Origin of the sequence: Caballeronia sp. GAFFF2, from assembly GCF_023631485.1 — a bacterium.
In the GTDB taxonomy this organism is placed as follows: Bacteria; Pseudomonadota; Gammaproteobacteria; order Burkholderiales; family Burkholderiaceae; genus Caballeronia.
The window spans coordinates 95,245-121,530 of record NZ_JALQDA010000014.1 but is presented as its reverse complement, the minus strand read 5'-3'; the positions used below and the strand labels follow the sequence as shown (position 1 = coordinate 121,530).

At 62.8% G+C, this 26,286-nt stretch carries 24 protein-coding genes; 16 read left to right on the top strand and 8 right to left on the bottom strand.

Annotation, left to right across the window (positions count from 1 at the left end; translation table 11 throughout):
• Window positions 1-74: 74 nt before the first annotated feature.
• The 5 genes from NCT04_RS09565 (at window position 75) to ftsB (ending at window position 7,703) form a co-directional block, all read left to right on the top strand.
• A complete protein-coding gene (locus tag NCT04_RS09565; protein ID WP_250465186.1) occupies window positions 75-2,714 on the top strand; it encodes a DNA internalization-related competence protein ComEC/Rec2 in 2,640 nt (879 codons plus the stop codon).
• Between the two features lie 219 nt (window positions 2,715-2,933).
• Window positions 2,934-4,628, top strand: coding sequence for a CTP synthase (pyrG, locus tag NCT04_RS09560; RefSeq protein WP_250465185.1), 1,695 nt, complete (start codon window positions 2,934-2,936; stop codon window positions 4,626-4,628).
• Window positions 4,625-5,479 (top strand): 3-deoxy-8-phosphooctulonate synthase, encoded by an 855-nt coding sequence (gene kdsA / locus NCT04_RS09555; protein ID WP_250465184.1) that lies wholly within the window; start codon window positions 4,625-4,627, stop codon window positions 5,477-5,479. The genes pyrG and kdsA overlap by 4 nt, the downstream gene beginning before the upstream one ends.
• A 367-nt stretch (window positions 5,480-5,846) precedes the next feature.
• Complete coding sequence (gene eno, locus NCT04_RS09550; RefSeq protein WP_250465183.1) at window positions 5,847-7,130, top strand: phosphopyruvate hydratase; 1,284 nt, start codon at window positions 5,847-5,849, stop codon at window positions 7,128-7,130.
• A gap of 108 nt (window positions 7,131-7,238) precedes the next feature.
• Window positions 7,239-7,703 carry a cell division protein FtsB gene (ftsB, locus tag NCT04_RS09545; RefSeq protein ID WP_244825598.1) on the top strand — a complete coding sequence of 155 codons (465 nt, stop codon included), beginning with the start codon at window positions 7,239-7,241 and terminating at the stop codon, window positions 7,701-7,703.
• Window positions 7,704-7,801: 98 nt separating this feature from the next.
• Here ftsB and NCT04_RS09540 read toward each other — a convergent pair whose 3' ends face one another.
• The 3 genes from NCT04_RS09540 to NCT04_RS09530 all read right to left on the bottom strand — a co-directional run bounded on the left by NCT04_RS09540 (window position 7,802) and on the right by NCT04_RS09530 (window position 9,838).
• Window positions 7,802-8,158: a hypothetical protein gene (locus NCT04_RS09540; protein ID WP_244825596.1), complete on the bottom strand. Its 357-nt coding sequence runs from the start codon at window positions 8,156-8,158 to the stop codon at window positions 7,802-7,804.
• Window positions 8,159-8,302: 144 nt separating this feature from the next.
• Window positions 8,303-9,256 carry an Hsp33 family molecular chaperone HslO gene (gene hslO, locus NCT04_RS09535; protein WP_250465182.1) on the bottom strand — a complete coding sequence of 318 codons (954 nt, stop codon included), beginning with the start codon at window positions 9,254-9,256 and terminating at the stop codon, window positions 8,303-8,305.
• 57 nt (window positions 9,257-9,313) lie between these two features.
• Window positions 9,314-9,838, bottom strand: a complete 525-nt coding sequence (locus NCT04_RS09530; RefSeq protein WP_244825592.1) for a gamma carbonic anhydrase family protein — start codon at window positions 9,836-9,838, stop codon at window positions 9,314-9,316.
• 244 nt (window positions 9,839-10,082) lie between these two features.
• On the opposite strand from NCT04_RS09530, the gene NCT04_RS09525 reads away from it, so the two are divergent.
• From NCT04_RS09525 to NCT04_RS09480, 10 genes are all read left to right on the top strand, one after another.
• On the top strand, window positions 10,083-10,928 hold the full coding sequence (locus tag NCT04_RS09525) for a ferritin-like domain-containing protein (protein ID WP_250465181.1): 846 nt from the start codon (window positions 10,083-10,085) through the stop codon (window positions 10,926-10,928).
• 35 nt (window positions 10,929-10,963) lie between these two features.
• A complete protein-coding gene (locus NCT04_RS09520) occupies window positions 10,964-11,848 on the top strand; it encodes an alpha/beta fold hydrolase (protein WP_250465180.1) in 885 nt (294 codons plus the stop codon).
• A gap of 76 nt (window positions 11,849-11,924) precedes the next feature.
• Window positions 11,925-12,767: a 3',5'-nucleoside bisphosphate phosphatase gene (locus NCT04_RS09515; protein WP_250465179.1), complete on the top strand. Its 843-nt coding sequence runs from the start codon at window positions 11,925-11,927 to the stop codon at window positions 12,765-12,767.
• 108 nt (window positions 12,768-12,875) lie between these two features.
• Complete coding sequence (locus tag NCT04_RS09510; RefSeq protein ID WP_250465178.1) at window positions 12,876-13,505, top strand: L-threonylcarbamoyladenylate synthase; 630 nt, start codon at window positions 12,876-12,878, stop codon at window positions 13,503-13,505.
• Window positions 13,506-13,610: 105 nt separating this feature from the next.
• The gene (locus NCT04_RS09505; protein ID WP_244825582.1) at window positions 13,611-14,276 is read left to right on the top strand and encodes a site-2 protease family protein; all 666 of its coding nucleotides are present in this window, start codon (window positions 13,611-13,613) and stop codon (window positions 14,274-14,276) included.
• A 4-nt stretch (window positions 14,277-14,280) separates the two neighbouring features.
• Window positions 14,281-15,483 (top strand): tryptophan--tRNA ligase, encoded by a 1,203-nt coding sequence (locus tag NCT04_RS09500; protein WP_250465177.1) that lies wholly within the window; start codon window positions 14,281-14,283, stop codon window positions 15,481-15,483.
• On the top strand, window positions 15,483-16,079 hold the full coding sequence (locus NCT04_RS09495; protein ID WP_250465176.1) for a class I SAM-dependent methyltransferase: 597 nt from the start codon (window positions 15,483-15,485) through the stop codon (window positions 16,077-16,079). Before NCT04_RS09500 ends, NCT04_RS09495 begins: the two co-directional genes overlap by 1 nt.
• Before the next feature lie 63 nt (window positions 16,080-16,142).
• Window positions 16,143-17,048 (top strand): 4-hydroxy-tetrahydrodipicolinate synthase, encoded by a 906-nt coding sequence (gene dapA, locus NCT04_RS09490; RefSeq protein WP_250465175.1) that lies wholly within the window; start codon window positions 16,143-16,145, stop codon window positions 17,046-17,048.
• Window positions 17,049-17,220: 172 nt separating this feature from the next.
• The gene (gene bamC, locus NCT04_RS09485; protein WP_244825578.1) at window positions 17,221-18,363 is read left to right on the top strand and encodes an NlpB/DapX family lipoprotein; all 1,143 of its coding nucleotides are present in this window, start codon (window positions 17,221-17,223) and stop codon (window positions 18,361-18,363) included.
• A gap of 27 nt (window positions 18,364-18,390) precedes the next feature.
• Window positions 18,391-19,164, top strand: a complete 774-nt coding sequence (locus tag NCT04_RS09480) for an MBL fold metallo-hydrolase (protein WP_250465174.1) — start codon at window positions 18,391-18,393, stop codon at window positions 19,162-19,164.
• Between the two features lie 111 nt (window positions 19,165-19,275).
• Here NCT04_RS09480 and NCT04_RS09475 read toward each other — a convergent pair whose 3' ends face one another.
• Window positions 19,276-19,530 (bottom strand): hypothetical protein, encoded by a 255-nt coding sequence (locus NCT04_RS09475; protein ID WP_244825575.1) that lies wholly within the window; start codon window positions 19,528-19,530, stop codon window positions 19,276-19,278.
• Window positions 19,531-19,799: 269 nt separating this feature from the next.
• On the bottom strand, window positions 19,800-21,047 hold the full coding sequence (locus NCT04_RS09470) for a cupin domain-containing protein (RefSeq protein WP_250465173.1): 1,248 nt from the start codon (window positions 21,045-21,047) through the stop codon (window positions 19,800-19,802).
• Window positions 21,048-21,080: 33 nt separating this feature from the next.
• Between NCT04_RS09470 and NCT04_RS09465 the strand changes: the two genes are divergently transcribed.
• Window positions 21,081-21,626: an FKBP-type peptidyl-prolyl cis-trans isomerase gene (locus tag NCT04_RS09465; RefSeq protein ID WP_244825571.1), complete on the top strand. Its 546-nt coding sequence runs from the start codon at window positions 21,081-21,083 to the stop codon at window positions 21,624-21,626.
• 48 nt (window positions 21,627-21,674) lie between these two features.
• Here the strand turns inward: NCT04_RS09465 and NCT04_RS09460 are convergent, their stop codons facing one another.
• The 3 genes from NCT04_RS09460 to NCT04_RS09450 all read right to left on the bottom strand — a co-directional run bounded on the left by NCT04_RS09460 (window position 21,675) and on the right by NCT04_RS09450 (window position 26,280).
• The gene (locus tag NCT04_RS09460) at window positions 21,675-23,009 is read right to left on the bottom strand and encodes a hypothetical protein (RefSeq protein WP_250465172.1); all 1,335 of its coding nucleotides are present in this window, start codon (window positions 23,007-23,009) and stop codon (window positions 21,675-21,677) included.
• On the bottom strand, window positions 22,996-25,698 hold the full coding sequence (gene mutS / locus NCT04_RS09455) for a DNA mismatch repair protein MutS (protein ID WP_250465171.1): 2,703 nt from the start codon (window positions 25,696-25,698) through the stop codon (window positions 22,996-22,998). The genes NCT04_RS09460 and mutS overlap by 14 nt, the downstream gene beginning before the upstream one ends.
• Before the next feature lie 213 nt (window positions 25,699-25,911).
• Window positions 25,912-26,280: an ElaB/YgaM/YqjD family protein gene (locus NCT04_RS09450; RefSeq protein ID WP_244825565.1), complete on the bottom strand. Its 369-nt coding sequence runs from the start codon at window positions 26,278-26,280 to the stop codon at window positions 25,912-25,914.
• Between the last annotated feature and the right edge of the window lie 6 nt (window positions 26,281-26,286).

The following is a 26,286-nucleotide window of genomic DNA, read 5'->3' as shown; positions in this document are numbered from 1 at the left end:
TTCGCATTGCTTCGGATGACTCGGTTTTCCGATGCGGATGCGTTCGCTTCGATCGAACGTGTGGGTGAGGATAGGTGCGCGCGATATTGCTCGGTTTCGCGGCGGGCGTCTGGTGGTTACAACAGCAGGCGCAATTGCCGTCGTGGTTGGCGTGGTTCTGCGCTTCGCTGTGCCTTTGCGGCATCGGCGCGCGTGGGCCCCGGCGGCGTTTGGCATTCGTCCTGGCCGCGTTCGCATTCGGTTTCGCCTATGCCGCGTTGCGTGCCGACGTGCGACTACGGGCGCATCTGCCGGTTGCTTACGAACAACGCGATATCGCGTTGACCGGCTTCGTGCGCGGTCTGCCCGAGGCTCAGACGGACGGCGTGCGGTTCCTGTTCGAAGTCGAATCGAATGGCGCGGGGTTGCGAGACTTTCCGCGCATCGTCAGATTGCTGTGGATGCCCGCCGAGCGAGGCCACGCCAACGCGCCGCCGACGCTCGTGCCGGGTCAGCGCTGGACGCTTTACGCGCGTTTGAAGCGTGCGCACGGCAACGCGAACTTCGGGCTGCGCGACAGCGAAGTCGCTTTGCTCGAACGCAATATTCGCGCAACGGGCGCGATGTCGAACGTGCGGGCGCCACGGCGTTTGCGTGTCGATGCGCGCGGGCCGCTGCTCGCGATAGAGCGCATGCGTGCACGTTTGCGCGGACGCATCGAGACCGTGCTCGCCGATGCGCCACATCGGGGGATCGTCGTGGCGTTGGCGGTGGGCGCGCAGTCATCGGTAAGCGATAGCGACTGGGCCATCATGCGCGCGACCGGCACGAGCCATCTCGTTGCGATTTCGGGGCTGCATATCGGCTTCGTGGCGGGGCTCGCGGCGTGGTTGTGCGGCTTCGCATGGAAGCGCATGCGGCTGCGTGGCATGGCGGCGCCGCTGTGGGTATCCGCGCCGAAAATCGCGGCCTTGGGCGCGGCAATCTTCGCTTCCTGCTATGCGGCGCTCGCCGGTTTCAACGTGCCCGCGCAACGCGTGCTGTGGATGCTGGTCGTGTTCGGCATCGGATTTATCGGCGGGCGAAGGCCGGCTTCTTCGCTGGTGTTCTGCTGGGCGCTCGCGTTCGTGCTGCTTGCCGATCCGTGGGCCGTGACGTCACCCGGATTTTGGCTTTCGTTCGGCGCGGTCGCGGCGATTCTGCATGGCATCGCGTCGGTGGGGCGGCAAGCGGTGAGGGTGGTGGAAGATGCAGAGACGATCGCGCGGGAGATGGAGGCGCGGGAGCCGCCGGATCCCGACGCTGGCCGGCAGCAAGCGAATTTAAGGACGAGCTCGAAAGCGGCGCGCGGCCAGCCCGCCGCGCTCGTGCGTGACGAGAGTAACGACAGCGCTCGCGTGCCGATCGCGTCCCCGGCACATATTACGCCGCTCGAAGAGGCGCGGCGCGTGATCAACCCAAGCCCCGGTGCTTTCCAAAAGCTCACCGGAACTTGCCGCCGTGCCGCATCGAATGGACGTCGTCACGCCTTGTCGAGCCTGCGCGTGCAATACGCCGTGACACTCGCGCTCGCGCCTCTGACCATCTACTGGTTCTCGCAGATACCGCTCATCGGCCCGTTGGCCAACTTGTTCGCGATTCCCTGGGTCAGCGTGCTCGTGACGCCCGCGACGCTCGCGGGACTGATCCTTCCCGCGCCGTTGGACGCCCCCGCGCTCCATTTCGCGCATGCATCGTTGAGCATCATGATCGATGGGCTCGCCCGCCTCGCGGCCACGACGAATTCACCGCTCTGGCACTTGCCGCAACCCGGCGCGTTTGCGCTCGTCGCCGCATGCGTGGGCGTCGCGTGGGCGCTCGCGCCGCGCGGCTGGCCGTTGCGCTTTGCCGCGCCGCTCACGTGGCTGCCGCTTCTCGCATCCGCGAATCACGTGACGCCGCATGGCGAGTTTCGCGTGACCGCGCTCGACATCGGGCAAGGCTCGTCGCTCGTCGTCGAAACCCGTCGTCATACGCTCGTTTTCGATGCCGGTCCCGGCCCCGAATCGACGCACGCTGGCGAACGTATCGTCGCGCCGTATCTGCTCGCGGCGGGCATCCGCTCGCTCGATACGCTCGTCATCAGTCACTCCGATTCGGACCACGCAGGCGGCGCGCCCGCGGTGCTGCAAGGCATCGCGGTCGAGCAACTGCTCGCGTCGCTGCCCGCAAGCGACCTGCTCTGGTCGCTTGCACGCGCGCGCGGCGCCGAGAGGCTGCGCTGCGCGGCAGGTCAGCACTGGACGTGGGACGGCGTGGACTTCAGCATGCTCTGGCCGGATGCCGGGCCGCTTACCGGCAAGCCGAATCATCAAGTTTGCGTGATGAAGGTGACGAACGCGGAAGGCCGCAGCGCGCTTTTCACCGCCGATATCGAGGCAGGCGACGAACGCACGCTCATCGCGCGAGATCGCGCGGCGTTGCACGCGGACGTGCTGATCGCGCCGCATCACGGCAGCCGCACGTCATCGACCGAACCGTTTCTCGACTCCGTGAAGCCGCTCGCCGCGATATTTCAGATGGGCTATCTCAACCGTTTTCATCATCCGAACCCGACCGTTTATGCGCGCTATCAGTTGCGCGAGATCGCGCTGTCGCGAAGCGATGAAGACGGCGCGGCGCGGATCGACTTCGGGCAAGAGATCGTGCTCGAACGCTTCCGGCACACTCACTTGCGCTACTGGATGAATCGCTGAACGAGGCGCCGTTCGCCGGACATCGTCCGCGCGCATGCACGTATCGCGCGGTGCGGCGCATGATCGTATGTTTGTGCTGAAACGGGCGTTCGCACCGCCCGCGACAGACATCGCGAGCATCGCCGAGGCGCGCACCGATGCAGGGCATTTGCGCCGCCGATCCTCTGGGTGGGTGCGTGCCTTTACGGTATAATCCGTTTTTCCCGCGAGCATCTAGCGATGACCAAATATGTATTCGTCACCGGCGGCGTAGTTTCTTCCCTTGGCAAGGGTATTGCCGCCGCCTCCCTCGCCGCGATCCTCGAATCGCGCGGTCTGAAAGTCACCCTCCTCAAGCTCGATCCCTACATCAACGTCGACCCCGGCACGATGAGCCCGTTCCAGCACGGGGAAGTGTTCGTGACCGAAGACGGCGCCGAGACCGATCTCGACCTCGGCCATTACGAGCGCTTCATCAGCACGAAGATGCGCAAGGCCAACAACTTCACCACGGGCCAGATCTACGAATCGGTGATCCGCAAGGAACGTCGCGGCGAGTATCTCGGCAAGACGGTGCAGGTCATTCCGCACATCACCAACGAGATTCAGGCTTTCGTCGAACGCGGCGCCGCCGCGGCGACGTGCGGGCAGCCTGACGTGGCAATCGTCGAAGTGGGCGGCACGGTGGGCGACATCGAATCGCTGCCGTTCCTCGAAGCCGCGCGTCAGATGAGCCTGCGCATGGGCCGCAACAGCGCGTGCTTCATCCACCTCACGCTGGTTCCGTTCATCGCCACTGCGGGCGAGCTGAAGACCAAGCCCACGCAGCACAGCGTGCAGAAGCTGCGTGAAATCGGTATCTATCCGAACGTGCTTCTCTGCCGCGCCGACCGCCCGATCCCCGACGACGAGCGCCAGAAGATCTCGCTCTTCTCGAACGTGCATGAGGAAGCGGTCATCTCGGTGTGGGACGTCGACAGCATCTACAAGATTCCGCAGATGCTGAACGATCAGGGCCTCGACGAAATCGTCTGCAACGAGTTGAAGCTCTCGCCGCCGCCGGCCAACCTGAAAATGTGGTCGGATCTCGTCGAAAAACTCGAGCATCCGAAGAACGAAGTGACCATCGGCATGGTGGGCAAGTACGTCGAACTGACGGAGTCGTACAAGTCGCTGATCGAAGCGCTGCGTCACGCCGCCATTCATACGTCGACCAAGGTCAACATCGAATATATCGACTCCGAGCAGATCGAAGCCGAAGGCGCGGACGGTCTCAAGCATCTCGACGCCGTGCTGGTGCCGGGCGGTTTCGGGCGTCGCGGCACGGAAGGCAAGATCAAGGCAATCCGCTATGCGCGCGAGTCGAAGACGCCGTATCTCGGCATCTGTCTCGGCATGCAACTCGCGGTCATCGAGTTCGCGCGCGACGTCGCCGGTCTCGCCGACGCCAACAGCACCGAGTTCAATGCCGACACGACCAATCCTGTCGTCGCGCTCATCACCGAGTGGTACGACCGTGCGGGCCGCGTCGAAAAGCGCAGCGAGGAATCGGATCTCGGCGGCACCATGCGTCTCGGTTCACAAAAGTGCCCGATCAAGGCCGGTACGATGGCCGAGCGTATTTACGGCACGGATGTGAACGAGCGTCATCGTCACCGTTATGAGGTCAATAACCGTTTCGTGCCCCAGCTCGAAGCCGGCGGACTTATCATCAGCGCCCGTACGCCGAGCGAGGATCTGCCCGAAATGATGGAGTTGCCGCAAGCACAGCATCCGTGGTTCGTCGGCGTCCAGTTCCACCCGGAATTCACGTCCACGCCGCGCGACGGGCATCCGCTCTTCAAGGCATTCGTCGAAGCGGCGCGCGCGCATAGTCTCACGGCTGGCGGCGCGAGCACCACGCAGGCCGCGGCCACGGCAGGAGCGCAAGCATGAAGCTGTGTCACTTCGAAGCGGGACTCGACAAGCCGTTCTTCCTGATTGCGGGAACCTGCGTGGTGGAGTCGGAGCAGATGACTATTGACGTCGCCGGGCGTCTCAAGGAAATCACCGACAAGCTTGGCGTGCCGTTCATCTACAAGTCGTCCTACGACAAGGCGAACCGCAGCTCGGGCAAGTCGTTTCGCGGCCTCGGCATGGACGAAGGCTTGCGTATTCTCGGCGAAGTGAAGAAGCAACTCGGCTTGCCGGTCCTGACGGACGTGCACGCCGAGCACGAGATCGAAGCGGTGGCATCGGTCGTGGACGTGCTGCAGACGCCTGCGTTCCTGTGCCGTCAGACCGACTTCATCCATGCGTGCGCGCGTTCGGGCAAACCGGTCAACATCAAGAAAGGCCAGTTCCTCGCGCCGCACGACATGAAGAACGTGATCGACAAGGCGCGCGACGCGGCGCGTGAAGCCGGTCTTTCGGAAGACCGCTTCATGGCGTGCGAGCGCGGCGTGTCGTTCGGCTATAACAACCTCGTGTCCGATATGCGCTCGCTCGCCATCATGCGCGAGACCAACGCGCCTATCGTGTTCGACGCAACTCATTCGGTGCAGTTGCCGGGCGGGCAAGGCACGAGTTCGGGCGGCCAGCGTGAGTTCGTGCCGGTGTTGGCGCGCGCGGCGGTGGCCGTGGGCGTGTCCGGGCTTTTCATGGAGACGCATCCCGATCCCGCGTGCGCAAAGTCGGACGGCCCGAACGCGGTGCCGCTGCGTCGCATGGAAGCGTTGCTCGAAACGCTCGTCGCGCTGGATCGCGCGGTCAAGAGCGGTCCTTTTCTCGAAAACGACTTCAGCTGATCGTCAAATCGCTTCAGGCAGGAAAGCGGGCGTCGCCTTCACGGCGTCCGTGTCTTAAAAATAGTCACGCGGAGTGACAACATAAGAGGAGATGGGCGTGCAAGGCCTGGCGGCACGAGGGCTTGTCAAACGCGCCGCGGCCGCAGCAAAACGCATGCAGCCGGTTTCATGTGCGGACCATCGATTTCGACAGTGCCAGACGGTTCGATCGTCGCTGGCGCCAGGCTCGCGCGGCAACACGCGGGCAAGCGCCACGGAATGAACCTGATGGCCGTGGAAGGTGTCTCAAGCGAAGCCGTCGCGCGCGAACCTGGACGCGCGAAGCATCGCTGTGACTGACAGAATTCATCGTCAATTTGAGGAAACCATGAGTGCTATCGTAGATATCATCGGCCGCGAGATTCTCGATTCGCGAGGCAATCCGACCGTCGAATGCGACGTATTGCTCGAGTCGGGCACGATGGGCCGCGCAGCGGTGCCGTCGGGTGCATCGACGGGCTCGCGCGAAGCCATCGAACTACGCGACGGCGAAGCCGGCCGCTATGGCGGCAAGGGCGTCCTGAAGGCAGTCGAACACATCAACACCGAGATCTCCGAAGCCATCATGGGTCTCGACGCCTCGGAGCAGGCATTCCTCGACAAGACGCTGCTCGAACTCGACGGCACCGAAAACAAGTCGCGACTCGGCGCGAACGCAATGCTCGCCGTTTCCATGGCGGTTGCGAAGGCCGCAGCCGAGGAAGCGGGACTGCCGCTGTATCGCTACTTCGGCGGCTCGGGCGCCATGCAACTGCCGGTGCCGATGATGAACATCGTCAACGGCGGCGCGCACGCGAACAACAGCCTGGACATCCAGGAATTCATGATCGTGCCGGTAAGCCAGCCGACCTTTCGCGAAGCCCTGCGTTGCGGCGCCGAAGTGTTCCACGCGTTGAAGAAGATTCTGGCCGATCGCGGCATGAGCACGGCAGTGGGCGACGAAGGCGGCTTTGCGCCGAACTTCGGCAGCAACGACGAGTGTCTCTCGACCGTCCTGCAGGCTATCGAAAAAGCGGGGTATCGCGCCGGTGAAGACGTGCTGCTTGCGCTCGACTGCGCGGCAAGTGAGTTCTACCACGACGGCAAATACCAGTTGGCCGGCGAAGGTCTGCAACTGTCGTCCGGCGAATTTTCGGACTATCTGGCAGCGCTCGCCGACAAGTTCCCGATCGTCTCCATTGAAGACGGCATGCACGAAAGCGACTGGGACGGCTGGAAGACGCTGACCGATCGCCTCGGCAAGAAGATTCAGCTCGTCGGCGACGACCTCTTCGTCACCAACACGCGCATCCTGAAGGAAGGCATCGACAAGGGTATCGCCAACTCGATCCTCATCAAGATCAACCAGATCGGCACGCTCACCGAAACCTTCGCGGCGATCGAAATGGCGAAGCGCGCGTCGTACACGGCGGTCATCTCGCACCGTTCGGGCGAGACGGAAGATTCGACCATCGCGGATATCGCCGTCGGTCTGAACGCCGGCCAGATCAAGACCGGCTCGCTGTCGCGCAGCGATCGCATCTCGAAGTACAACCAGTTGCTGCGTATCGAGGAAGACCTCGGCGATATCGCAAGCTACCCCGGCAAGTCGGCGTTCTATAACCTCCGCTAAAGCTTTTGCCGCTTTAGTCGATAAGAACGTTAGTCTTATTTTCAGCCCGCCGCCCACGGCCTCGACGTCAATAGAGGTTGCCGGGCGGCGCTTATTTCGGCTACTCGAATGCGGCTCGTAACTGTCGTTCTGGTCTTGTTACTGGCGCTGATCCAATACCCGTTGTGGTGGGGACACGGCGGCTGGCTTCGCGTGCATGAATTGCAGCAGCAGCTCGCGCAGCAAAGCGACAAGAACACGAATCTGAAGCTGCGCAACGAGCGCGTTCAGGGTGAAGTGCAGGATCTGCAAAGCGGCACCGCGGCTGTCGAAGAGCGCGCGCGCTATGAGATGGGCATGGTGAAGGACAGCGAGGTGTTCGTGCAATTCGTGGCGCCGAACTCCAACGCGCCTGTCAACTCGGCGAACGTGCCCGGCATGAACGGTTCGACGCGCGGGCAAGTTTCGGCGGCGCCGTTGCGTGTGGTGCCGAATCCGGTTTCGCGCTCGAAGCAGGAAATGCGCGACGCGGACAAGAAAATGCAGAAGGAAAAGGCCGCCGAAGCGAAGAAGAAGCAGGGCGCGGCTAACTGAGCGGCTTTTCGTTTTTCCCGGCAGGACAAAAAAATGGCGCAGTCGATATTTCGACCGCGCCATTTTTCATGTGCGCCTGGTTTGCGCGGGATTCGCCGTTACCAGGAATAGCCGGTGCCGATGCCTATTCCCGAGCCCCAGTAAGGACCGCCACCCCAGCCGCCGCTGGAATAGCCGCCGTAGACCGTGACGGGGGGCGTGTAGTAATTGGACATCATCTTGGCGTCGTTGCCTATGCTCGCAGCCTTCTGCGATTCGTTCAGCGCCTGTTTGTCGATGGCGTTATAGCGCGCCATCTGCTGCTCGGGCGTGAGCGTCTCTTGCGGGGGCAGCGGCGTGTTGGGCAAGCGGCTGTAGATTGGCGAAGGGCCGGGCGGGTCCATCGTGCAGCCAGCGACGAGCGCCAAGCCCAAGAGGCACGACGAAAGTTTCCAGTTGAGCGTTGCGGTTTTCATTTGCGACCTCCAGCGGGCCGGTACTGAGTTCTGCGGGGTGAAAATCATACCGTGCGGCAAGCTTGATGCATCAACCGATGCAAAAGCCGCGCCGGATCGGCAGATGCCCTCGCCAATCCCGCGCAAACCCAGGCGCCGCAAGGCTCAGTGCCGCTGACCGGGCGCCGGGCTCACCCCTTGTGAGAGCTCTTTTGCGACAAAAAGTTGCGCAACGTCCACCGGGTCGAACTCGTAGCGTTGATTGCAGAACTCGCAGTGAACCTCGACGCTGCCGCGCTCCTTAATAACGCTGTCCACCTCTTCGCGGCCGAGCATCTTCAGCATGCCGCCGACCTTTTCGCGCGAGCAGCTGCACTGGAAGCGCGCGGGCGCAGGCTCGAAGTGCTGCACGTTCTCTTGCCAGAAAAGTCGCCGGAACACCGTCTCGGGCTCTTCCCTCAGCAATTCCTCGGCGGAAAGCGTGCTGCCGAGATGACACACGCGCTGCCAAGTATCGGCGTCGTGTTCGCCCGGATGCGGCACGATTCCGCCATCGCCCGGCAGCTTCTGCAGCAGCACGCCGACGGCGCGGTCGGTGTTGGCCGCGAGCCAGATACGCGTGTCCAGCTGCTCGGAGTGATGCATGTAGTGTTCGAGCACTTCCGACATCGACGTGAGCGGCCCGTGCTCGCCCGACAACGGCACGATGCCCTGATACGGCTGCTGTCCCGGCCTCTTGTCGTTCGGGTCGAGCGTGATGACGCAGCGCCCCTGGCCATTGCGGTTGAGCAAATCGGCAAGCGACATGTCGCCGTCGAGCTGCTGTTCGTTCGCGTCATCGGAAAGCTTGGCCGTGGCGCGCAGCGACAGATTCGAATTGCACTGCACGACCAGCATTTTCACGGGGCCGTCGCCATATATCTGCATGATTAGCGTGCCGTCGAACTTGAGGTTCGCCGACAGAAGCGCGCACGCGGCCATCATCTCGCCGAGCACATTGCGCACCGCCTGCGGATAAGAACGGCGCGCAAGCACTTCTTGCCACGTATTGCGCAGCGAGACGATCTCGCCGCGCACGGGCGCCGCATTGAACATGAATTTTTGCAACTGGTCGTTCACAACTCTTCCTTGGGTGATGAGGCGAGACGCGCCGTCTTCGATAAGCGGATGAGCCGCTCAACCGATGCGCACGAGCTGCGCCTTGTAGAATTCGCGCCGGTCCGCGTAGCTCGCCGTGGCTCCGCGCATGCGGGCGATATCCGCTTCGCCGATTTCCCGCACCGCTTTGGCGGGTGCGCCGAGAATCAGCGTGTTGTCCGGAAAAACCTTGCCTTCGGTGACGATGGCGCCCGCGCCAACCAGACAGTTGCGGCCGATTACCGCACCATTCAAGACCACCGCCTGAATTCCGATCAGCGAGCCTTCCTTTACGGTGCAACCGTGCAGCATGGCCTGATGTCCGACGGTCACGTCGTTTTCGATCGTCAGAGGAAAGCCCGGGTCCGCGTGCAGCACCGCGCCTTCCTGCACGTTGCTGCCGTGACCGACGACGATCGGTTCGTTGTCGCCGCGCAGCGTCGCGCCGAACCACACGCTGGCATTTTCCTCGAGCGTCACCTGACCGATGATCGTCGCGGTGTCCGCGAGAAAGACGCTTTCGTGGATGGTGGGGGCGTCGTCGCCGAGTTTGTAGATGGCCACTGTGTCTCCTGGGCGTTGTCTTCGAAGGGTGGGATGCGCTCGTTGCCGTGTCGGGCCGCGCGAGGGCTACAATGCGCGCCTTTGTCGTATGTCATTCCGCGCCTTGTCCAATTGGTTGGCCGCGCGGATTATTGCTTTCGGCGTGTCGTGCGTGCGCCGGGATTACCATTTTAGCCGGTTGCGCCGAAACGTCCTTCGCGCCGGCCGCATTCGCTTCCTGGCGTCTTTCGCTTAACCGAGCATCATGCAAAACGTTCCGACTTCCTTCACCGACGATGCCTGCATGCGCCGCGCGGCGCTCGCCATTCTCCGCGAGCGTGATCCGGTGACGAAAGCGCGCGACGCCCGCACGCTGTACGAGCGCGTGCTGAGCGGTGCGGCGCGCATCGACCCGGAGGTCGCGCTCGACGAACCGGACGACTTGCCCGGCCGTCCCGAGGCGCCGGAACTCGTCGAGCCGTCATCGCTCAAGCGCCGCAGCATGCAATCCGACGCGGGGCGCGCGGTGCTGCTGCACGCGCTTGCCCACATCGAATTCAACGCGATCAATCTGGCGCTCGATGCCGTGTGGCGCTTTCCTTCGATGCCCACGGCGTTCTACATCGACTGGCTGAAGGTCGCGGCGGAGGAGGCGCTTCACTTCTCGCTGCTAACCGCGCGTCTGGCGCAATTCGGCCACGTCTACGGCGATTTTCCCGCTCACGACGGCTTGTGGGAAATGGCCGAGCGCACCCGCGCCGACGTGCTGGCGCGCATGGCGCTCGTGCCGCGCACGCTCGAAGCGCGCGGTCTCGATGCCTCGCCGCCCATTCGCAAGCGTCTCGCGCAGGCGGGCGACGAAGCGTCGGCAGCGATTCTCGATGTAATCCTGCGCGATGAGATCGGTCATGTGCTGATCGGCAACCACTGGTTCCGTTTTCTCTGCGACGCGGCGAGTCTCGATCCGCATCCCACTTACGAGCGTCTTGCGAAGCAGTATCACGCGCCGAAATTGCGTGGCCCGTTCAACTTCGAGGCGCGTCGCGACGCGGGCTTCGACGAGGCCGAACTGCGCGCGCTCGCCGGGCTGGACGAGAACCCGTCGCTATAATCGAACGATCATCTTTTTCGAATGCGACACCGACCATGAAAGAATCGCGCTCCGAATTCGTCGATGCGCGCGGCGTGCGTCTGCACGTGCGCCGCTGGGGCTCGCCCGACGCGCCCATGCTTTTCATGCTGCACGGCTGGATGGACGTCGCGGCATCGTTCCAGTTCGTCGTCGATGCGCTCAAGGGCCACTGGCTAGTGCTCGCGCCCGACGCACGCGGCTTCGGGCTGTCGGACTGGCCGGTGGCCGAGAAGGGCGGCGGCCATTACTACTTTCCGGACTATCTCGCGGACCTCGAAGCGCTCATCGACCATTTCGATCCCGTCGGCAAAGTGAACCTGATCGGCCACAGCATGGGCGCGAACTTCGCGCTGCTCTATGCGGGCGTGCGGCCGGAGCGGGTACGCCGCGTCGTCGATCTCGAAGGCTTTGGGCTGCCCGCGGCGCATCCGGCGCAGGCGCCCGGACGTATCGCTACATGGCTCGACGACCTGCGCGCGCCGCCACAACTGCACAGCTATGCGACGCTCGATGAAGTCGCCGATCGGCTGATCCGCACCAATCCGCGCTTGGCGCCTGCACGCGCGCGCTTTCTCGCGCAGCACTGGTCACGGCAGGAAGCCGACGGGCAATTTCATTTGCTCGCCGACCCGGCACACAAGCTGCGTGGTCCTACGTTGTATCGGCTCGATGAGGTGTCGGCGGTCTGGAAGCGGGTCCAGGCGCCCGTGCTGCATGTCGAGGCGAAGGATTCGCCCACACTTGCGGGTTTTGCCGGAAAAATGCCGATTGCCGAGTTCAAGACGCGCTTCGAGGCGTTTGCCGACTGGCGCGAGGAAATCATCGATGAAGCGGGGCATATGGTTCATCACGATCAACCCGAGCGAGTCGCCGCGCTCATCGAAGCGTTCTGCGCGTGAATGTGCACGCTAACGCGCGGCCAGGCGCAACGGCATCACCAGCACGTCATGCCGTTACAGTAAAATGTTAAAAATCATGAAGCCGACGATCAACGCCGATTTGCACTGCCATTCCACCGTCTCCGACGGCCAGTACGCGCCTGCGCAGGTCGCGGCGCGCGCGCACGCCGGCGGCGTCGGATTATGGTCGCTCACCGATCACGATCAGCTCGGCGGCCAGCGCGAAGCGCGCGAGACGGCCGAGGCGCTCGGCATGGGCTATTTGCCGGGCGTCGAGATTTCGGTGACGTGGGCCGGGCGCACGGTTCACATCGTCGGCATGAATGTCGATCCGGACAACGCGGAACTGCAGCGCGGGCTCGAAGCCACGCGTAACGGCCGCGCGGCACGCGGCGTGGCGATCGGCGAAGCGTTGGCGGCAGTCGGTATTCCGAACGCGCACGAAGGCGCGCTGCGCCATGCCGAGGACCCCGACATGATTTCGCGCGTACATTTCGCGCGCTTCCTGGTGGAAGAAGGCTACGCCAAGACCACGTCCGACGTGTTCGCGCGCTATCTCGGCGAGGGCAAGCCGGGTTACGTCGGCCACTGCTGGGCGAAACTCGCCGACACGGTGAAATGGATTCGCAACGCGGGCGGCGAGCCGATCATCGCGCATCCGGGGCGTTACGATTACAGCCCGCTCGAATTCGCCGCGCTCTTCGACGAATTCATCCAGCTCGGCGGCCGCGCCATCGAGGTCGTCACCGGCAGCCACACGCCGGATCAGTATCGCGAATATGCGGATGTCGCGCGTCGTTACGGCTTCGAAGCCTCGCGCGGTTCCGACTTCCACGGCGCGGGGGAAGGGCGCGTCGATCTCGGTCAGTTGCCGCCGTTGCCGGACGATCTCACGCCGGTTTGGGAGCGTTGGCTGTAAGGCGTCCGCACGGCTCGTGCTCCCTGCGTCATCCGAATTTTCCGTACGCGCGGCACGCCTGGGCGCTCGCGTGGCGTTGCGGGCACGAGCGAACAAGAAGGCATCGTCATGTCTCAATTCTTTCGGATTCACCCCGACAATCCGCAGCCGCGGCTCATCAATCAGGCTGTGCAGATCATTCGCGATGGCGGGATCGTCGCGTTGCCGACCGATTCGAGCTACGCGCTTGCCTGCCATCTCGACGACAAGACGGCGGTCGAGCGTCTGCGCCGGATTCGTGGGATAGACGACAAGCAGTTGCTGTCGCTGCTCGTGCGCGACCTCTCGGAGCTGTCGAATTTCGCGATGGTCGACAACACGCAGTACCGGCTCATCAAGTCCGTGACGCCGGGCCCTTATGTGTTCGTGCTGCAGGCGACCAAGGAAGTGCCGCGCAGGCTGTCGCATCCGTCGCGCAAGACAATCGGGCTGCGCGTGCCGGATCACGCCATCACGCTGGCGCTGCTCGAAGCGTTGGGGCAGCCGCTGCTTGGCTCCACGCTGATCCTGCCGCCCGACACGGAACCGCTCAACGACGCGGAGGAGATCCGCGAACGGCTCGAAAAGCAGATCGAACTCGTGATCGATGCAGGCGCTTGCCCGGCCGAACCCTCGACGGTCATCGATCTTTCCGGCGGCGAACCCGTGCTCGTGCGCGCGGGACGCGGTGGTCTGGAACCGTTCGGTCTCGCCGCGTAAGTTTTTCGTCCACGCGCTTAAATCCTGCACAAACCGCCGGCGCGGCGCTTGGCATCGCGCCGCCTTCGTCTGCTCTCGCCTGCCTGCTTGATACAATACCGCCCTATGGATGCTTCCCTGATACAAACCATCGCGGTCTACGCGCTCCCGGTGATCTTCGCGATCACCCTGCACGAGGCCGCGCATGGCTACGCCGCGCGTCTGCTCGGCGACAACACGGCCTACGTGCTCGGCCGTGTCTCGATGAACCCGATGCGGCATATCGATCCCATCGGCACTATCGTGATTCCCATCGTGCTTTATTTCGTGACGAGCGGCGCGTTCATGTTCGGCTACGCGAAACCGGTGCCGGTGGCCTTCGGCAATCTGCGCAATCCGCGCTGGGGCAGCCTCTGGGTCGCAGCGGCGGGTCCCGGTAGCAACTTCGTGCAGGCGCTCCTGTGGGGCGTGATCGCGGTGCTGCTCGCGGCTTTCAATGTCGACGAACCGTTCTTCACGCGCATGGCGGCCGCTGGCGTCGGCGTGAATCTCGTGCTCGGCGTGCTCAATCTCTTTCCGCTGCCGCCGCTCGATGGCGGCCGCGTGCTCATGGCGCTATTGCCGGTACGCGCGTCGATCGCGTTTTCGAAGCTCGAACCTTACGGTTTCTTCATCGTGATGGCGCTGGTCGTGACGGGCGTGCTCACACGCTACTGGCTGAGTCCGCTCGTCGGCGTCGGTTACGCGGCGGTATCGGCCATACTGAATCCCTTCGCTTCACTATTCCCATAAAACCATGTTCCCTGACCGTATCTTCTCCGGCATGCGGCCGACCGGCTCGCTGCATCTCGGCCACTATCACGGCGTGCTGAAAAACTGGGTGCGGCTGCAGTCCGAATACCCGTGCTTCTTCGCCGTGGTCGACTGGCACGCGCTCACGACGCACTACGAGACGCCCGAGGTCATCGAGAAAAACGTCTGGGAAGTGCTGATCGACTGGCTCGCGTCGGGTATCGACCCGGCGCAGGCCACGCTCTTCATTCAGAGCCGCGTGCCGGAGCATGCGGAACTGTCGCTCCTGCTCGGCATGGGCACGCCGCTCGGCTGGCTGGAACGCGTGCCGACCTACAAGGAACAGATCGAAAAGCTGCGCGAGAAAGATCTCTCCACTTACGGCTTTCTCGGCTATCCGGTGCTGATGGCGGCGGACATTCTGCTGTATCGCGCCTCGCTTGTGCCGGTCGGCGAAGATCAGGTGCCGCACGTGGAGATGACGCGCGAGATCGCGCGCCGCTTCAACTACCTGTACGGCAAGGAACCGGATTTCGAGGAGAAGGCGCTCGAAGCCGCGAAGAAGCTGGGCGGCAAGCGCGCGAAGCTGTATCACGAATTGCGCGTGGCGTATCAACAGGAAGGCGATGACGAAGCGCTCGAACAAGCCCGCGCGATGCTGCAGGAATCGCAGAGCCTGTCGATGAGCGATCGCGAACGCCTGTTCGGCTATTTGGAAGGCGCGCGCAAGCTGATTCTCGTCGAGCCGCAAGTGATGTTGACGGAAGCGTCGCGCATGCCGGGTCTCGACGGCCAGAAGATGTCGAAGTCATATGGCAACACCATCGGCTTGCGGGAGGACGCAGAGACCATCGCGAAGAAAGTGCGCACCATGCCGACCGATCCGGCTCGCGTGCGCCGCACCGATCCGGGCGATCCGGACAAGTGCCCGGTCTGGCAACTGCATCAGGTGTATACCAACGAAGCCACGCACGAGTGGGTGCAAAAGGGCTGCCGCAGCGCGGGAATCGGTTGCCTCGACTGCAAGCAACCGGTGATCGAAGGCATCTTGCGCGAGCAGCAGCCCATGCTCGAACGCGCGCAGAAGTACATGGACGATCCTTCGCTGTTGCGCGCCATCGTCGCGGACGGTTGCGACAAGGCACGCAAGTTCGCCGTCGAAACCATGCGCGACGTACGCGAGGCAATGGGCCTGTCCTACAACTGATGGACGCTGGCACGCCGAGCGGTTGGGTCACGCGCTGGGCGCATCTCATTGCGCCCGGCGCTTCGGTGCTCGATGTCGCATCCGGAAGCGGCCGCCACGCGCGCTGGCTCGCGGCGCGCGGGCACGCGGTACTGGCCGTCGACCGTGACGCCGATGCGCTCGCCTCCATGTCCGCGCTTCCCGACATCGCGACGTTGTGCGCCGATCTCGAAGGCGCGCCGTGGCCGCTGGCTGGCGGCCGGACGTTCGGGGCGGTCGTCGTTACGCGCTATCTGCATCGTCCGCTTTTCACGCATCTGATTCATGCGCTCGCGCCGGGCGGCGCGCTCATCTACGAAACCTTCGCGGCCGGCAACCAAACCGTCGGTAAACCGTCCAATCCTGCGTTTCTGCTCGAACCTGGCGAGTTGCTCGAAGCCGTGCGCGGCCGTCTGCGCGTGATCGCGTATGAAGACGGTTTCGTCGATGCTCCGCATCCTGCCTTCGTGCAACGAATCTGCGCTGTACTCGTTCCAGAGCCCGCAAAAGCCGGCGCGATTGAAGACACAACCGGTAACACACCCTCGGGTTGGCCACGTTACGAATTGACCGGTTAATCCGCTACAATCGCGGTATCGCGCTTTTTGCGACTAAATTTTCGATTAAATTCATAGAGTTTCATGACAAACGGAACACTTGGCGGCATCCAGATCCGCGGCAGCATTCCTGCCATCGTCACACCGATGCACGAGGACGGTAGCCTCGATTTGCCGGCGTTTCGAAAGCTGATCGACTGGCACGTCGCGGAAGGCTCGAATGGACTGGTCGTAGTCGGAACGAGCGGCGAGTCCGCCACCTTGTCGGTGGAAGAACACGTGCTGATGGTGCAGACGGCCGTCGAGCATACGGCCAAGCGCTTCCCGATCATCGCGGGCGCGGGCGGCAATTCGACGGCAGAGGCCATCGAGCTGTCGAAGCAGGCCAGAAAGGTCGGCGCCGATGCCACGCTGCAAGTCGTTCCGTATTACAACAAGCCGACGCAAGAGGGCATGTACCGCCACTTCCGCGCGATTGCGGAAGCGGTCGACCTGCCGGTGATTCTCTACAACGTGCCGGGCCGCACCGTGGCCGACATGAGCAACGAGACCATCCTGCGTCTTGCCGAAGTGCCGGGCATCATCGGCGTGAAGGAAGCCACCGGCAATATCGATCGTGCGGCGCATCTCATCAAGCACGCGCCGGCGCATTTCTCGATCTATAGCGGCGACGATCCCACCGCCATCGCGCTGATGCTGCTCGGCGGCCACGGCAACATCTCGGTGACGGCCAACGTCGCGCCGAAGGCCATGAGCCAGTTGTGCCGCGCCGCGCTCGAAGGCGACGCCATCACCGCACGCCGTATCCATCTCGGCTTGCTGTCGCTGCACAAGCAACTCTTCTGCGAAGCGAATCCGATTCCGACCAAGTGGGCGCTGCAAGCGCTCGGCCGCATGGAAGGCGGCATTCGTCTGCCGCTCACGCCGCTCGACGAGCGCTACCACGACGTGGTGCGCGACGCGTTGCGCGAAACCGGGCTGCTCGCCTGATCGGGCGCGGCGGGCGACCTTATCGAAATCATCGAGACGCCAGCACCGCCACAAGTGATCGAAATGAGCCACTTCATCAGTCATCAACCGCCGTTCATTGGCCCCGTCGGCCCGCACGAATAACGCGGGAACGACGCGAGGCAATGCGTCATCAGCAGCAAAGAAGGACCTCATGAACCGTTCCGCTCTTCTTACTCAAGCCAAACGCCTGAGCGTGTTGTCACTCGGCGTCAGCGCCGTCTTCGCGCTTGCCGGCTGCGATACGCTCAACGACTGGCTCGCGCCGGACCGCGTCAACTACAAGGCTGCTGAGACCGCGCCCGCGTTGGCCGTGCCGTCCGATCTTTCCACCGCCGACATCAGCCAGCGTTACGCCGCGCCGCCGAAGGAAAACACGCTCGGCGGCACCGCCGCGCGTTCGGTCACACCGGCCGGCAACACCACGCTCGGCGTGCCGACAGCGCAAGATCCGTACGGCATGCACGTGGAAAGCGATGGCGACCGTCGCTGGCTCGTCGTCGACGGCCGTGTGCCCGACCAAGTCTGGCCGCAACTGCAGGAGTTCTGGACGGAGAACGGCTTTACGCTCAAGACCGACTCGCCGCAGACCGGCATCATGGCGACCGACTGGGCCGAGAATCGCGCGAACATTCCGGACGACTGGTTCAGAAAGAGCGTCGGCAAGCTGATCGACTTCGCGTATTCGTCGGGTACGCGCGACATGTTCCGCACGCAAGTGGATCGCGCGGCGGACGGCTCGACCGACATCAACGTCACGCATAGCGCGATGGAAGAAGTGCTGACGGGTCAGGACAAGACTTCGTCGCGCTGGGAAACGCGTCCGCGCAATCCGGCGCTCGAAGCCGCGATTCTCGTGAAGATCATGCAGAAGTTCGGCCTGACCGAAGACCAGGGCAAGAAGCTCGTGACGCAGGCGCGTCCGGCGGGCGCGAAAGTCGCGGTCGATTCAGCCGCGGGCGGCTCGACACTCGATCTGGCGGAACCGTTCGATCGCGCGTGGCTGCGCGTGGGCCTCGCGCTCGATCGCACCAACTTCACGGTGGACAATCGCGACCGCGCGAAGGGTCTTTACTACGTGCATTATTCGGACTCCATGGCGGAGCTGAAGAAGGAAGGTTTCTTCGGCAAGCTGTTTTCGAGCAACACGCCCATGCCTACACGCCAGTTCTTCGTCAACGTGAAGCCGAAGGCGGATGCGCTTACGCAGATCGCCGTGGTCGACGCCAACGGCCAGCCGGACAATTCGTCGGATGCGCAGCGTATCGTGTCCTTGCTGCACGCGCAGTTGAACTGAATATTCGCGCATCGACATGGACACATTGTGAGATTTGCGAGCCTCGGCAGCGGTAGCGAAGGCAATGCATTGCTCGTCGAGGCGACGAGCGGCACGACCACCACGCGCGTGCTGCTCGACTGCGGGTTCTCCGCGAAGGAAGCCGAGCGCCGGCTCGCGCGGCTCGGCTGCCGCGCGGACGAGCTCGATGCCATCGTCATCACGCATGAACACACGGATCATATCGGCAGCGCGCTGACGCTTGCGCGCAAGTGGTCCATTCCATTGCATATGAGTTGGGGCACGGCTCGCGCATGCGGCGCCGACGAAGCGAACGTTCAGCTCAACGTGTTGTGGGGCGATGAGAGCGTCGCCATCGGCGATATCAGCCTCTTGCCTTACACGGTGCCGCACGACGCACGAGAGCCCTTGCAGTACGTGTTTTCGGACGGCGCAAGCCGTCTCGGCGTGCTAACCGACGTGGGTGTGTCGACGCCGCACATTCTGAACGTGTTGAGCGGGTGCGATGCGCTTGTGCTCGAGTCCAATCACGATATCGAAATGCTCGCGGGAAGCCGCTATCCGGCTTCGTTGAAGGCGCGCATCGGCGGAACGCACGGACACCTGAATAATGACGCCGCTGCTGCGATTCTCGCGGCGCTCGACCGTTCGAAGTTGCGTCATCTGGTTGCCGCGCATCTCAGTCAGCAAAACAATCTGCCGCATCTGGCGCAGGCTGCGCTCGCTGGCGTAGTGGGTGCGTCGGCGGTGGATGTCGTCGTTGCAACGCAGACCGAAGGGTTCGATTGGCTCGCGCTTTGATTATCTAAGCAACTCGCACAGAAAACGCAGACACAAAAAAACCGGCCCAAAAGCCGGTTTTTTTGCATGCAAGCTGCGATGAAGCAGCCCGCACTAAGTAAGGACTCAACCTTACTGGCTTGCGCCCGAAGCCGGGGCAGCCGACGAAGCGGCAGCGTCCGATGCTGCGCCAGCAGCCGAAGCTGCGTCGCTTGCAGCGGCCGAAGCGCTCGATGCTGCAGCGTTTGCGTCCGAAGCAGCAGCCGCCGGTGCCGAAGCAGCCGACGTATCGCTTGCAGCGCTCGGAGCAGCCGAATCGCTAGACTTGTTGCATGCAGCAAGAGCAACAGCAGCCAACAGGGATGCTACGAGGAGGGATTTCTTCATGATCACGTCCTTTTATGGTTAAAAGTAAGCAACAGCGCAAAGTACCGGTAATGTGTGCTCCAACACCGACCTGGGCCGCTGTGGAGCCCCACAATATTTTTTTGTTGTGAGACATCCTACGGCTTGGCCGGAAATTATAGGCACTTTCGACGCGACCGTCGATAAATCGGGGGCCGATACGTTGTCTTTCTCATACAAATTTTCATATTGCGGGACAGCAAAACAATTAGTTCCGCAAATACTTGGCGGCGCATTGGCTGTCAAGCAATTCAGATCAAAGAGTCCAGCTTAATCCAGCCCGCACAATACCATTCGTGCAGCAGCGATGTCATTGAAGAATCATCTGTAAGTGTTACAAAGCGTTTCCCTTCAAGGCAACGTGCATCGGCCAGTTCGGGAAGCCACTTTTTAGCCCTTGCAGTTAACGCTTCAGCCTCGCCATTAACAAAATAAGACGTCTTGTCATAGAGCAGAATAGTCTTACGGTCGAGCGTTAAACCTGCCTTCTTCGCGCGCTCTACAAACTTTTTCTGATTAAGCGCACGCTCCGGCGGATCAAAAACGACATTCGCTTTCGGCTCACTCAAATAACTGCCTAAAAACGCCGCGATATCCTTTTCGGTCCATTTGATATCCGCAAGGATCGAGCCAACCCGGTCGAGCAGAAGCTGCGGCAAAAGCGCGGGTTTCGTAACCGGCTCCTGTTGCGGATCGCGATAGCGCGCCTGCGCTTTTGCGTTCGCCGGTGTATCGCCCATGCGTTCGGCTAGGTGATAGAGGAACTGCGCCGTGAGTTCTCGCGTGGAAGGCGCGCGAAAGCCGATAGAGCAAGTCATGCACTCGCCCTCGGCGATCCCGTCATGCGCGATATGAGGCGGCAGATACAGCATGTCTCCCGGCTCCAGCACCCATTCTTCCTCAGGCTCGAAGTGCTGTAAAACTTTCAACGGCATGTCGGGTTTTAACGAGAGATCGCGCTGTGCGCCGAAGCGCCAGCGGCGCTTGCCATGCACTTGAAGCAGGAACACATCGTAAGAGTCGAAGTGCGGACCGACGCCGCCGCCATCCGTCGCATAGGAGATCATGAGATCGTCCAGACGCGCATCGGGGATGAAGCGAAAGCAGTTCATCAACGCGGCGGCGCGATCGTCATGCAGGTTCACGCCTTGCACGAGCAGCGTCCATTCGCGCTTCTTGACGGCCGGCAGTTCGTCGGATGCGAACGGTCCGTGCTCCATGTTCCACGTATCGCGAAAATGCGTGATGAGGCGCGATTCGACGTCGTCGAGATCGGCGAGTTCGAAGAGTTCGTCGCGCGACAGCGGCGCCTTCATGCCGGGGAACGCCTGGCGAATCAGGAGCGGCTTCTTCTGCCAGTAACGCCGCATGAACTGTCGCGGCGTGCGGTTGCCCAACAGAGGCGTAGGCTCGTCGGGTAACGGTGCGCCAGGCTTGTGCATGTTGGGACGCAGGCTGGAATCGGGGATGGGTGTTGCTTCAGGTGGCCGCTTGGGCATCGTATAATCGAGGCTTGTATCTTGGAGGATCCAATGAAAATTGCGAAAGACACTGTCGTTCTGGTCGCTTACAAGCTATCGGATGCACAAGGCAATCTGATCGAGGAAAGCGACGAGCCGATGGTCTATCTGCACGGCGGCTATGATGGCACGTTCCCCAAGATCGAGGAAGCGCTCGATGGTCGCGAACCCGGCTATGAAACGTCCATTCAACTGGAGCCGCAAGATGCATTCGGCGAGTACGACCCTGAACTCGTGAAGATCGAGGAACGCAGCCGTTTCCCCGAACCGCTCGAAGTGGGCATGCAGTTCGAAGGCACGCCCGAAGACGCCGACGACGAACTCGACTCGCTCATTTATACGGTGACCGACGTTGCCGAAGACAAGGTCGTGCTCGACGGCAATCATCCGCTCGCAGGCATGGCGCTGCGCTTCGCATTGTCGGTGCAGGAAGTGCGCACGGCCACGGAAGACGAAATCGTGCATCAGCACGCGCATGGCGCGGACGGCCTTCAAGTGGCCGACGACGAAGATGATGACGAAGAGCCGCCGAAAGACGCGGGCCCCACACTGCACTGATCATCTTGTTTGATGCAATCCGAAAAGCGCAGCGCTTGCTGCGCTTTTTTAATATCGATTGCTTTCGTTCGAGCCTTGAGGCGCTGCACCGTTCTGTACGCCCGATGCCGGCAATGGAAACAATGGCGGCATGGATTGCGGCGTGAAGACCGGTGGCAGGTCCGATGCAGGCGGCTGCGGTAAGGAAGGTGGCGCGGGCAACGGAGCGGGGAGGTCATCGCGCGGCAAGGCGGGCGGCGTGGTTGGCGGCACGATGGGCGCCGCATAAGAAGACGCACCCAGTGGTGCAGACGAACCGCTCGATTGCGCAGGTGCTTCGTTTTGCTGATCGCCGCTGTCGCGCTTGCGGACATCGCTCACGTTGCGCACGCGCAGCCGGAATGGCGGATGCCAAGAAGCATTGCTCTGAACTTCGAGCCACTGCGTCTGCGGTTTCTTCAACGCAATGGCAACCCGCGTGAGATTCGTCACCACCAATCCCTTGTCGTTGTGCAAGGGCTGATCGATATGAAAGCCGCTCGGTTCGCTGGCGTCGCCGCCATGAATGACGATCACCGGTCCGCGAAACGTCTCCGCCGCTTTCACGAGGCTGCGCTTCAGTTCGAGAAAGCCGTCGCGTACCGGGTTCGTGCGCGAAAAGCGCAGCCATGCAAAACGATCGCGCTTTTCATAGCGCGCGAAATCCGGATCGCCCTGCATGAGCACGACGAGCGCGCGCATGCCCGAACGTCGCGCCGATTCCGCCGCATGTTCGAGCCAGAACGTGGTCGCCACCGCGCGATCCTCGAACTCGCCGTTGCGCCCGCCGGCCGTCAGGTAGTGATTGTTCGGGCTCGGCGCATTGAGTCCGATGAACGCGACGCCGTTCGCTTGCCAACGCACAATCTCGCGGAATGAGCGAAAGCGCGCGACATCGCTTTCGCGTGCGAGCGTGAGCGGGTTCTGTCCAAGTGAGCCTGCATCGCCGAAAAATTGCTGACGCACGAAATCGAGCCGTTCGACCGGATCGTATGAGCCTGAGCGCGCCGAGCCGCAATCGGCCCAGTCGTGTTCGCCGAGCAGCATGATGAGCGGCGTGCGCGATGCATCGAGAAGATCGTGGCGCGACTGATACACGCTGTCGCGGCATGCTTCGGCCGGTCCCTTCAGATTTCCGTCATAGACGATGAACGCCAGATTCCGATCGCGGCCGATGGCATCGAGCATTTGCCGCACGGGCGCTTCGTCGGCGGGACGCGAAAGAGAATCGGCAATGACGGCGAAGGTCAGCGGCCCGTTGTCTTCGCCTTGAGCGTGGGCGTGCGTGAGCGCGGCACCAAGCAGTGCCGCCGCGCAGAACGCGCGCATCAGACCGCCCGCCGAGAGGCGCTCAACGCGCGTCATCCGCCGCGGACTTCGCCATGTCGTGCAATTCGAACAGCAGTTCGAGCGCATCGCGCGGACGCAACTCGTTCGGATCGAGTGAACGCAGCTTGTCGAGTGCGGGATGCTCGGGCGGCGCGTGAACCGGCGATGCTTCCGGCTCGTCTTCATAATGGTAAGCCGGGCTCGCGAAGAGATCGTATTGCGGCGTCGGCTGGCCGATGGACTGCTGCTCCAGATGCGCGAGATGCTTGCGCGCCGCGCGGATCACCGCGGACGGCACGCCAGCCAGTTGCGCGACTTGCAGACCATAACTCTGATTGGCCGGACCTTCATTGACCGAATGCAGGAACACGATGCCATGATCGTGCTCGACGGCCGAAAGATGCACGTTGGCCGCCTGCGTGAACTCCGTGGGCAGTTGCGTGAGCTCGAAGTAGTGCGTGGCGAAGAGCGTGTAGCAGCCGTTATGCGTGAGCAGATGGCGCGCGATGGCCCATGCCAGCGCGAGGCCATCGAACGTGGACGTGCCGCGCCCGATTTCATCCATCAGCACGAGGCTGGATGCGCTCGCGTCGTTGAGAATGGCGGCCGCTTCGGTCATCTCCACCATGAACGTCGAGCGCCCGCCCGCGAGATCGTCCGCCGCACCGATTCGCGTGAAGATGCGGTCCAGCGCGCCGAAGCGTGCTCGCTTCGCCGGCACGTAGCTGCCGACGTGAGCCATGAGCGCGATCAACGCCGTTTGCCGCATGAAGGTGGACTTGCCGCCCATGTTCGGACCGGTGATGAGCAAGAGCTTGCGCTCTTGCGACAGGCAACAGTCGTTGGCGATGAATTGCTCGACCTGCGCCTCGACCACGGGATGCCGCCCTTGTTCGATATCGATGCCCGCACGCGCGGCGAACTCGGGCGCGACCCAGTCGAGCGCATGCGCGCGTTCGGCGAAAGCGCCGAGCAGATCCAGTTCGGCGAGCGCTGCCGCGACGCGCTGACAATCTGCAATGAATGGCAGCAGATTTTGCAAGAGCGCGTCGTAAAGCAAGCGTTCACGCGCGAGCGCCCGCTCTTGCGCCGAAAGCGCTTTGTCCTCGAAAGTCTTGAGTTCGGGCGTGATGTAGCGCTCGGCGTTCTTGAGCGTCTGCCGGCGCCGGTAGTCGTCGGGCACTTTGTCAGTCTGTCCGCGCGTGACTTCAATATAGAAGCCATGCACCTTGTTGAACTCGACGCGCAAATTGGTGATGCCCGTACGCGCGCGTTCGCGGGTTTCGAGATCGATCAGGAATTGATCGCAGTTCTCCGAAATGTCGCGCAACTCGTCGAGGTCCGTGTCGTAGCCGCGCGCGATTACGCCGCCGTCCCGGATCAGCGCGGCAGGCTCGGGCGCGATGGCGGCCGTGAGCAAATCGAGACACTCGCGCGGCGGTTCGAGCGCTTCGCCAATGCGCACGAGCGCCGCCGTCTGCGCGGGCACGGCTGCCACCAAGGCGCGCAGATCGGGCAGGGCGGCGAAGGTATCGCGCAGGCTCGACAGATCGCGCGGACGCGCCGACAACAGCGCAAGACGCCCCGTGATGCGTTCGATGTCCGAGATCTTGCGCAACGCGCTTCGCAACGCGTCGAGACCGCTCGCGGCGGGCGCATCGAGCAATGCGCCGATGGCATGCTGACGCGCCTGCGCAATCGACGTATCGCGCGGCGGATGATGCAGCCAATGACGCAACAGACGGCTGCCCATGGTCGTGCAGCAGGTATCGAGAAGCGAGAACAGTGTGGGCGATTCCGTGCCGCGCAACGTCTCGGTGAGTTCGAGATTGCGGCGCGTGGAAGGATCGAGCCCGATGTACTCCGACTCGTATTCCACCTTTAGGCTACGCACGTGGCGCAACTGCTGGCCTTGCGTGGCGGCCGCGTAGATGAGCAGCGCACCCGCCGCGCCGCACGCGCAGGTGAGGGTCTGCGCGCCGAAGCCGTCGAGGCTCGCTACATCCAGTTGTTCGCCGAGACGCTTGGTGCCGGAGCTAACGTCGAAATGCCATGCGGGCACGCGCGTGGTCGCCGTGAGATTCGTCACGCCGAAGGAAGCGCGCGTGTCGGTGACGGTATCCGCGATAAGCGTTTCCGCCGGACGGATGCGTTCGAGCGCCGTGCTCACTTGCTCGGGCGCGACTTCCGCGAGCCGCAGCGCGCCGCTCGCGAGATTGAGCCACGCGAGGCCGACGCTCGTCACCACGCCGCGCCGATTATGCATGGGGCAGAGCGCAAGCAGATAGACGTCGCTTTTATCGGCGAGGAGCGCCGCGTCGGTCAGCGTGCCGGGCGTGACCACGCGCATGACCTTGCGTTCGACCGGACCTTTCGATGTCGCCGGGTCGCCAATTTGCTCGCAGATCGCCACCGATTCGCCGAGCTTCACCAGCTTGGCGAGATATTGCTCGCATGCGTGATGCGGCACGCCCGCCATGCGGATTGGATTGCCGTTCGACGTGCCGCGTTGCGTGAGCGTGAGGTCGAGCAGGCGCGCGGCTTTCTCGGCATCGTCGAAAAAGAGCTCGTAGAAGTCGCCCATACGATAAAAGACGAGCGTGCCGGGGTGCTCCGACTTGATGCGCAAGTACTGCTGCATCATGGGAGTGTGCTGCGCGATATCCGCCGGAAGCGCGGCCGCTGCATTGGAGAAAGGTTCGGGAGTTGCCGTTTGATTGCCCATCTTGCGTGCGGTAAGTGCAAAGACGCCGGGCGCAGCGTGCGTTCAGCCGCGCGCCAACTGATAGGGCATGAGTTTAACCTGTCGGGCACGTGCGAGAGGAGTCGGCCGAACGGGCTAGGGTCGAGTACGTGCTCCAGTAGCCGATGAAAGAACGAAGGCGCCGGACTCGCCGGCGCCTTCGTCAGAACCACGCAACGCTAAAAGCGCTGATCCTTATGCGCGTCCGGCCAGAAATCCGACCAGCAGCGCGAGACCTGCCACCGCGCCCAGCGTATGCCACGGCTTGTCGTGCACGAATTCGTCGGCGTAGCCTGCGGCATCGCCGAGCTTGCCTGTCAGTGCCGTACTCGCGCCGTCGATTTGCGAACGAGCGGTCTTGAGCTTCGATTGCAAGTCACGGCGCAACTTGTCGCCGTCGATATCCTTGCCGCTCTGGATCGAGCTTTCGAGGTCATCGAGCAAACTGCGCAACTGGCTGCTGGCCGAATCGACCGCATCGCTCGCACCGCGCACGGCGCGCTGGCCCACGTTGGCTGCGCCATTGATTTTGCTGTCGAGCGTCGAACGTGTGAACAATCCCATTTCCTT

Excerpts from the sequence above, each read along its gene's own strand:
- pyrG (WP_250465185.1), top strand. The coding sequence starts at position 2,934 with ATGACCAAATATGTATTCGTCACCGGCGGCGTAGTTTCTTCCCTTGGC.
- NCT04_RS09515 (WP_250465179.1), top strand. The coding sequence starts at position 11,925 with ATGAAGCCGACGATCAACGCCGATTTGCACTGCCATTCCACCGTCTCC.
- NCT04_RS09500 (WP_250465177.1), top strand. The coding sequence starts at position 14,281 with ATGTTCCCTGACCGTATCTTCTCCGGCATGCGGCCGACCGGCTCGCTG.
- NCT04_RS09510 (WP_250465178.1), top strand. The coding sequence starts at position 12,876 with ATGTCTCAATTCTTTCGGATTCACCCCGACAATCCGCAGCCGCGGCTC.
- dapA (WP_250465175.1), top strand. The coding sequence starts at position 16,143 with ATGACAAACGGAACACTTGGCGGCATCCAGATCCGCGGCAGCATTCCT.
- NCT04_RS09475 (WP_244825575.1), bottom strand. The coding sequence starts at position 19,530 with ATGAAGAAATCCCTCCTCGTAGCATCCCTGTTGGCTGCTGTTGCTCTT.
- bamC (WP_244825578.1), top strand. The coding sequence starts at position 17,221 with ATGAACCGTTCCGCTCTTCTTACTCAAGCCAAACGCCTGAGCGTGTTG.
- NCT04_RS09520 (WP_250465180.1), top strand. The coding sequence starts at position 10,964 with ATGAAAGAATCGCGCTCCGAATTCGTCGATGCGCGCGGCGTGCGTCTG.
- NCT04_RS09505 (WP_244825582.1), top strand. The coding sequence starts at position 13,611 with ATGGATGCTTCCCTGATACAAACCATCGCGGTCTACGCGCTCCCGGTG.
- kdsA (WP_250465184.1), top strand. The coding sequence starts at position 4,625 with ATGAAGCTGTGTCACTTCGAAGCGGGACTCGACAAGCCGTTCTTCCTG.
- NCT04_RS09465 (WP_244825571.1), top strand. The coding sequence starts at position 21,081 with ATGAAAATTGCGAAAGACACTGTCGTTCTGGTCGCTTACAAGCTATCG.
- NCT04_RS09525 (WP_250465181.1), top strand. The coding sequence starts at position 10,083 with ATGCAAAACGTTCCGACTTCCTTCACCGACGATGCCTGCATGCGCCGC.
- NCT04_RS09470 (WP_250465173.1), bottom strand. The coding sequence starts at position 21,047 with ATGCCCAAGCGGCCACCTGAAGCAACACCCATCCCCGATTCCAGCCTG.
- NCT04_RS09495 (WP_250465176.1), top strand. The coding sequence starts at position 15,483 with ATGGACGCTGGCACGCCGAGCGGTTGGGTCACGCGCTGGGCGCATCTC.
- mutS (WP_250465171.1), bottom strand. The coding sequence starts at position 25,698 with ATGGGCAATCAAACGGCAACTCCCGAACCTTTCTCCAATGCAGCGGCC.
- NCT04_RS09460 (WP_250465172.1), bottom strand. The coding sequence starts at position 23,009 with ATGACGCGCGTTGAGCGCCTCTCGGCGGGCGGTCTGATGCGCGCGTTC.
- eno (WP_250465183.1), top strand. The coding sequence starts at position 5,847 with ATGAGTGCTATCGTAGATATCATCGGCCGCGAGATTCTCGATTCGCGA.
- ftsB (WP_244825598.1), top strand. The coding sequence starts at position 7,239 with ATGCGGCTCGTAACTGTCGTTCTGGTCTTGTTACTGGCGCTGATCCAA.
- NCT04_RS09540 (WP_244825596.1), bottom strand. The coding sequence starts at position 8,158 with ATGAAAACCGCAACGCTCAACTGGAAACTTTCGTCGTGCCTCTTGGGC.
- NCT04_RS09450 (WP_244825565.1), bottom strand. The coding sequence starts at position 26,280 with ATGGGATTGTTCACACGTTCGACGCTCGACAGCAAAATCAATGGCGCA.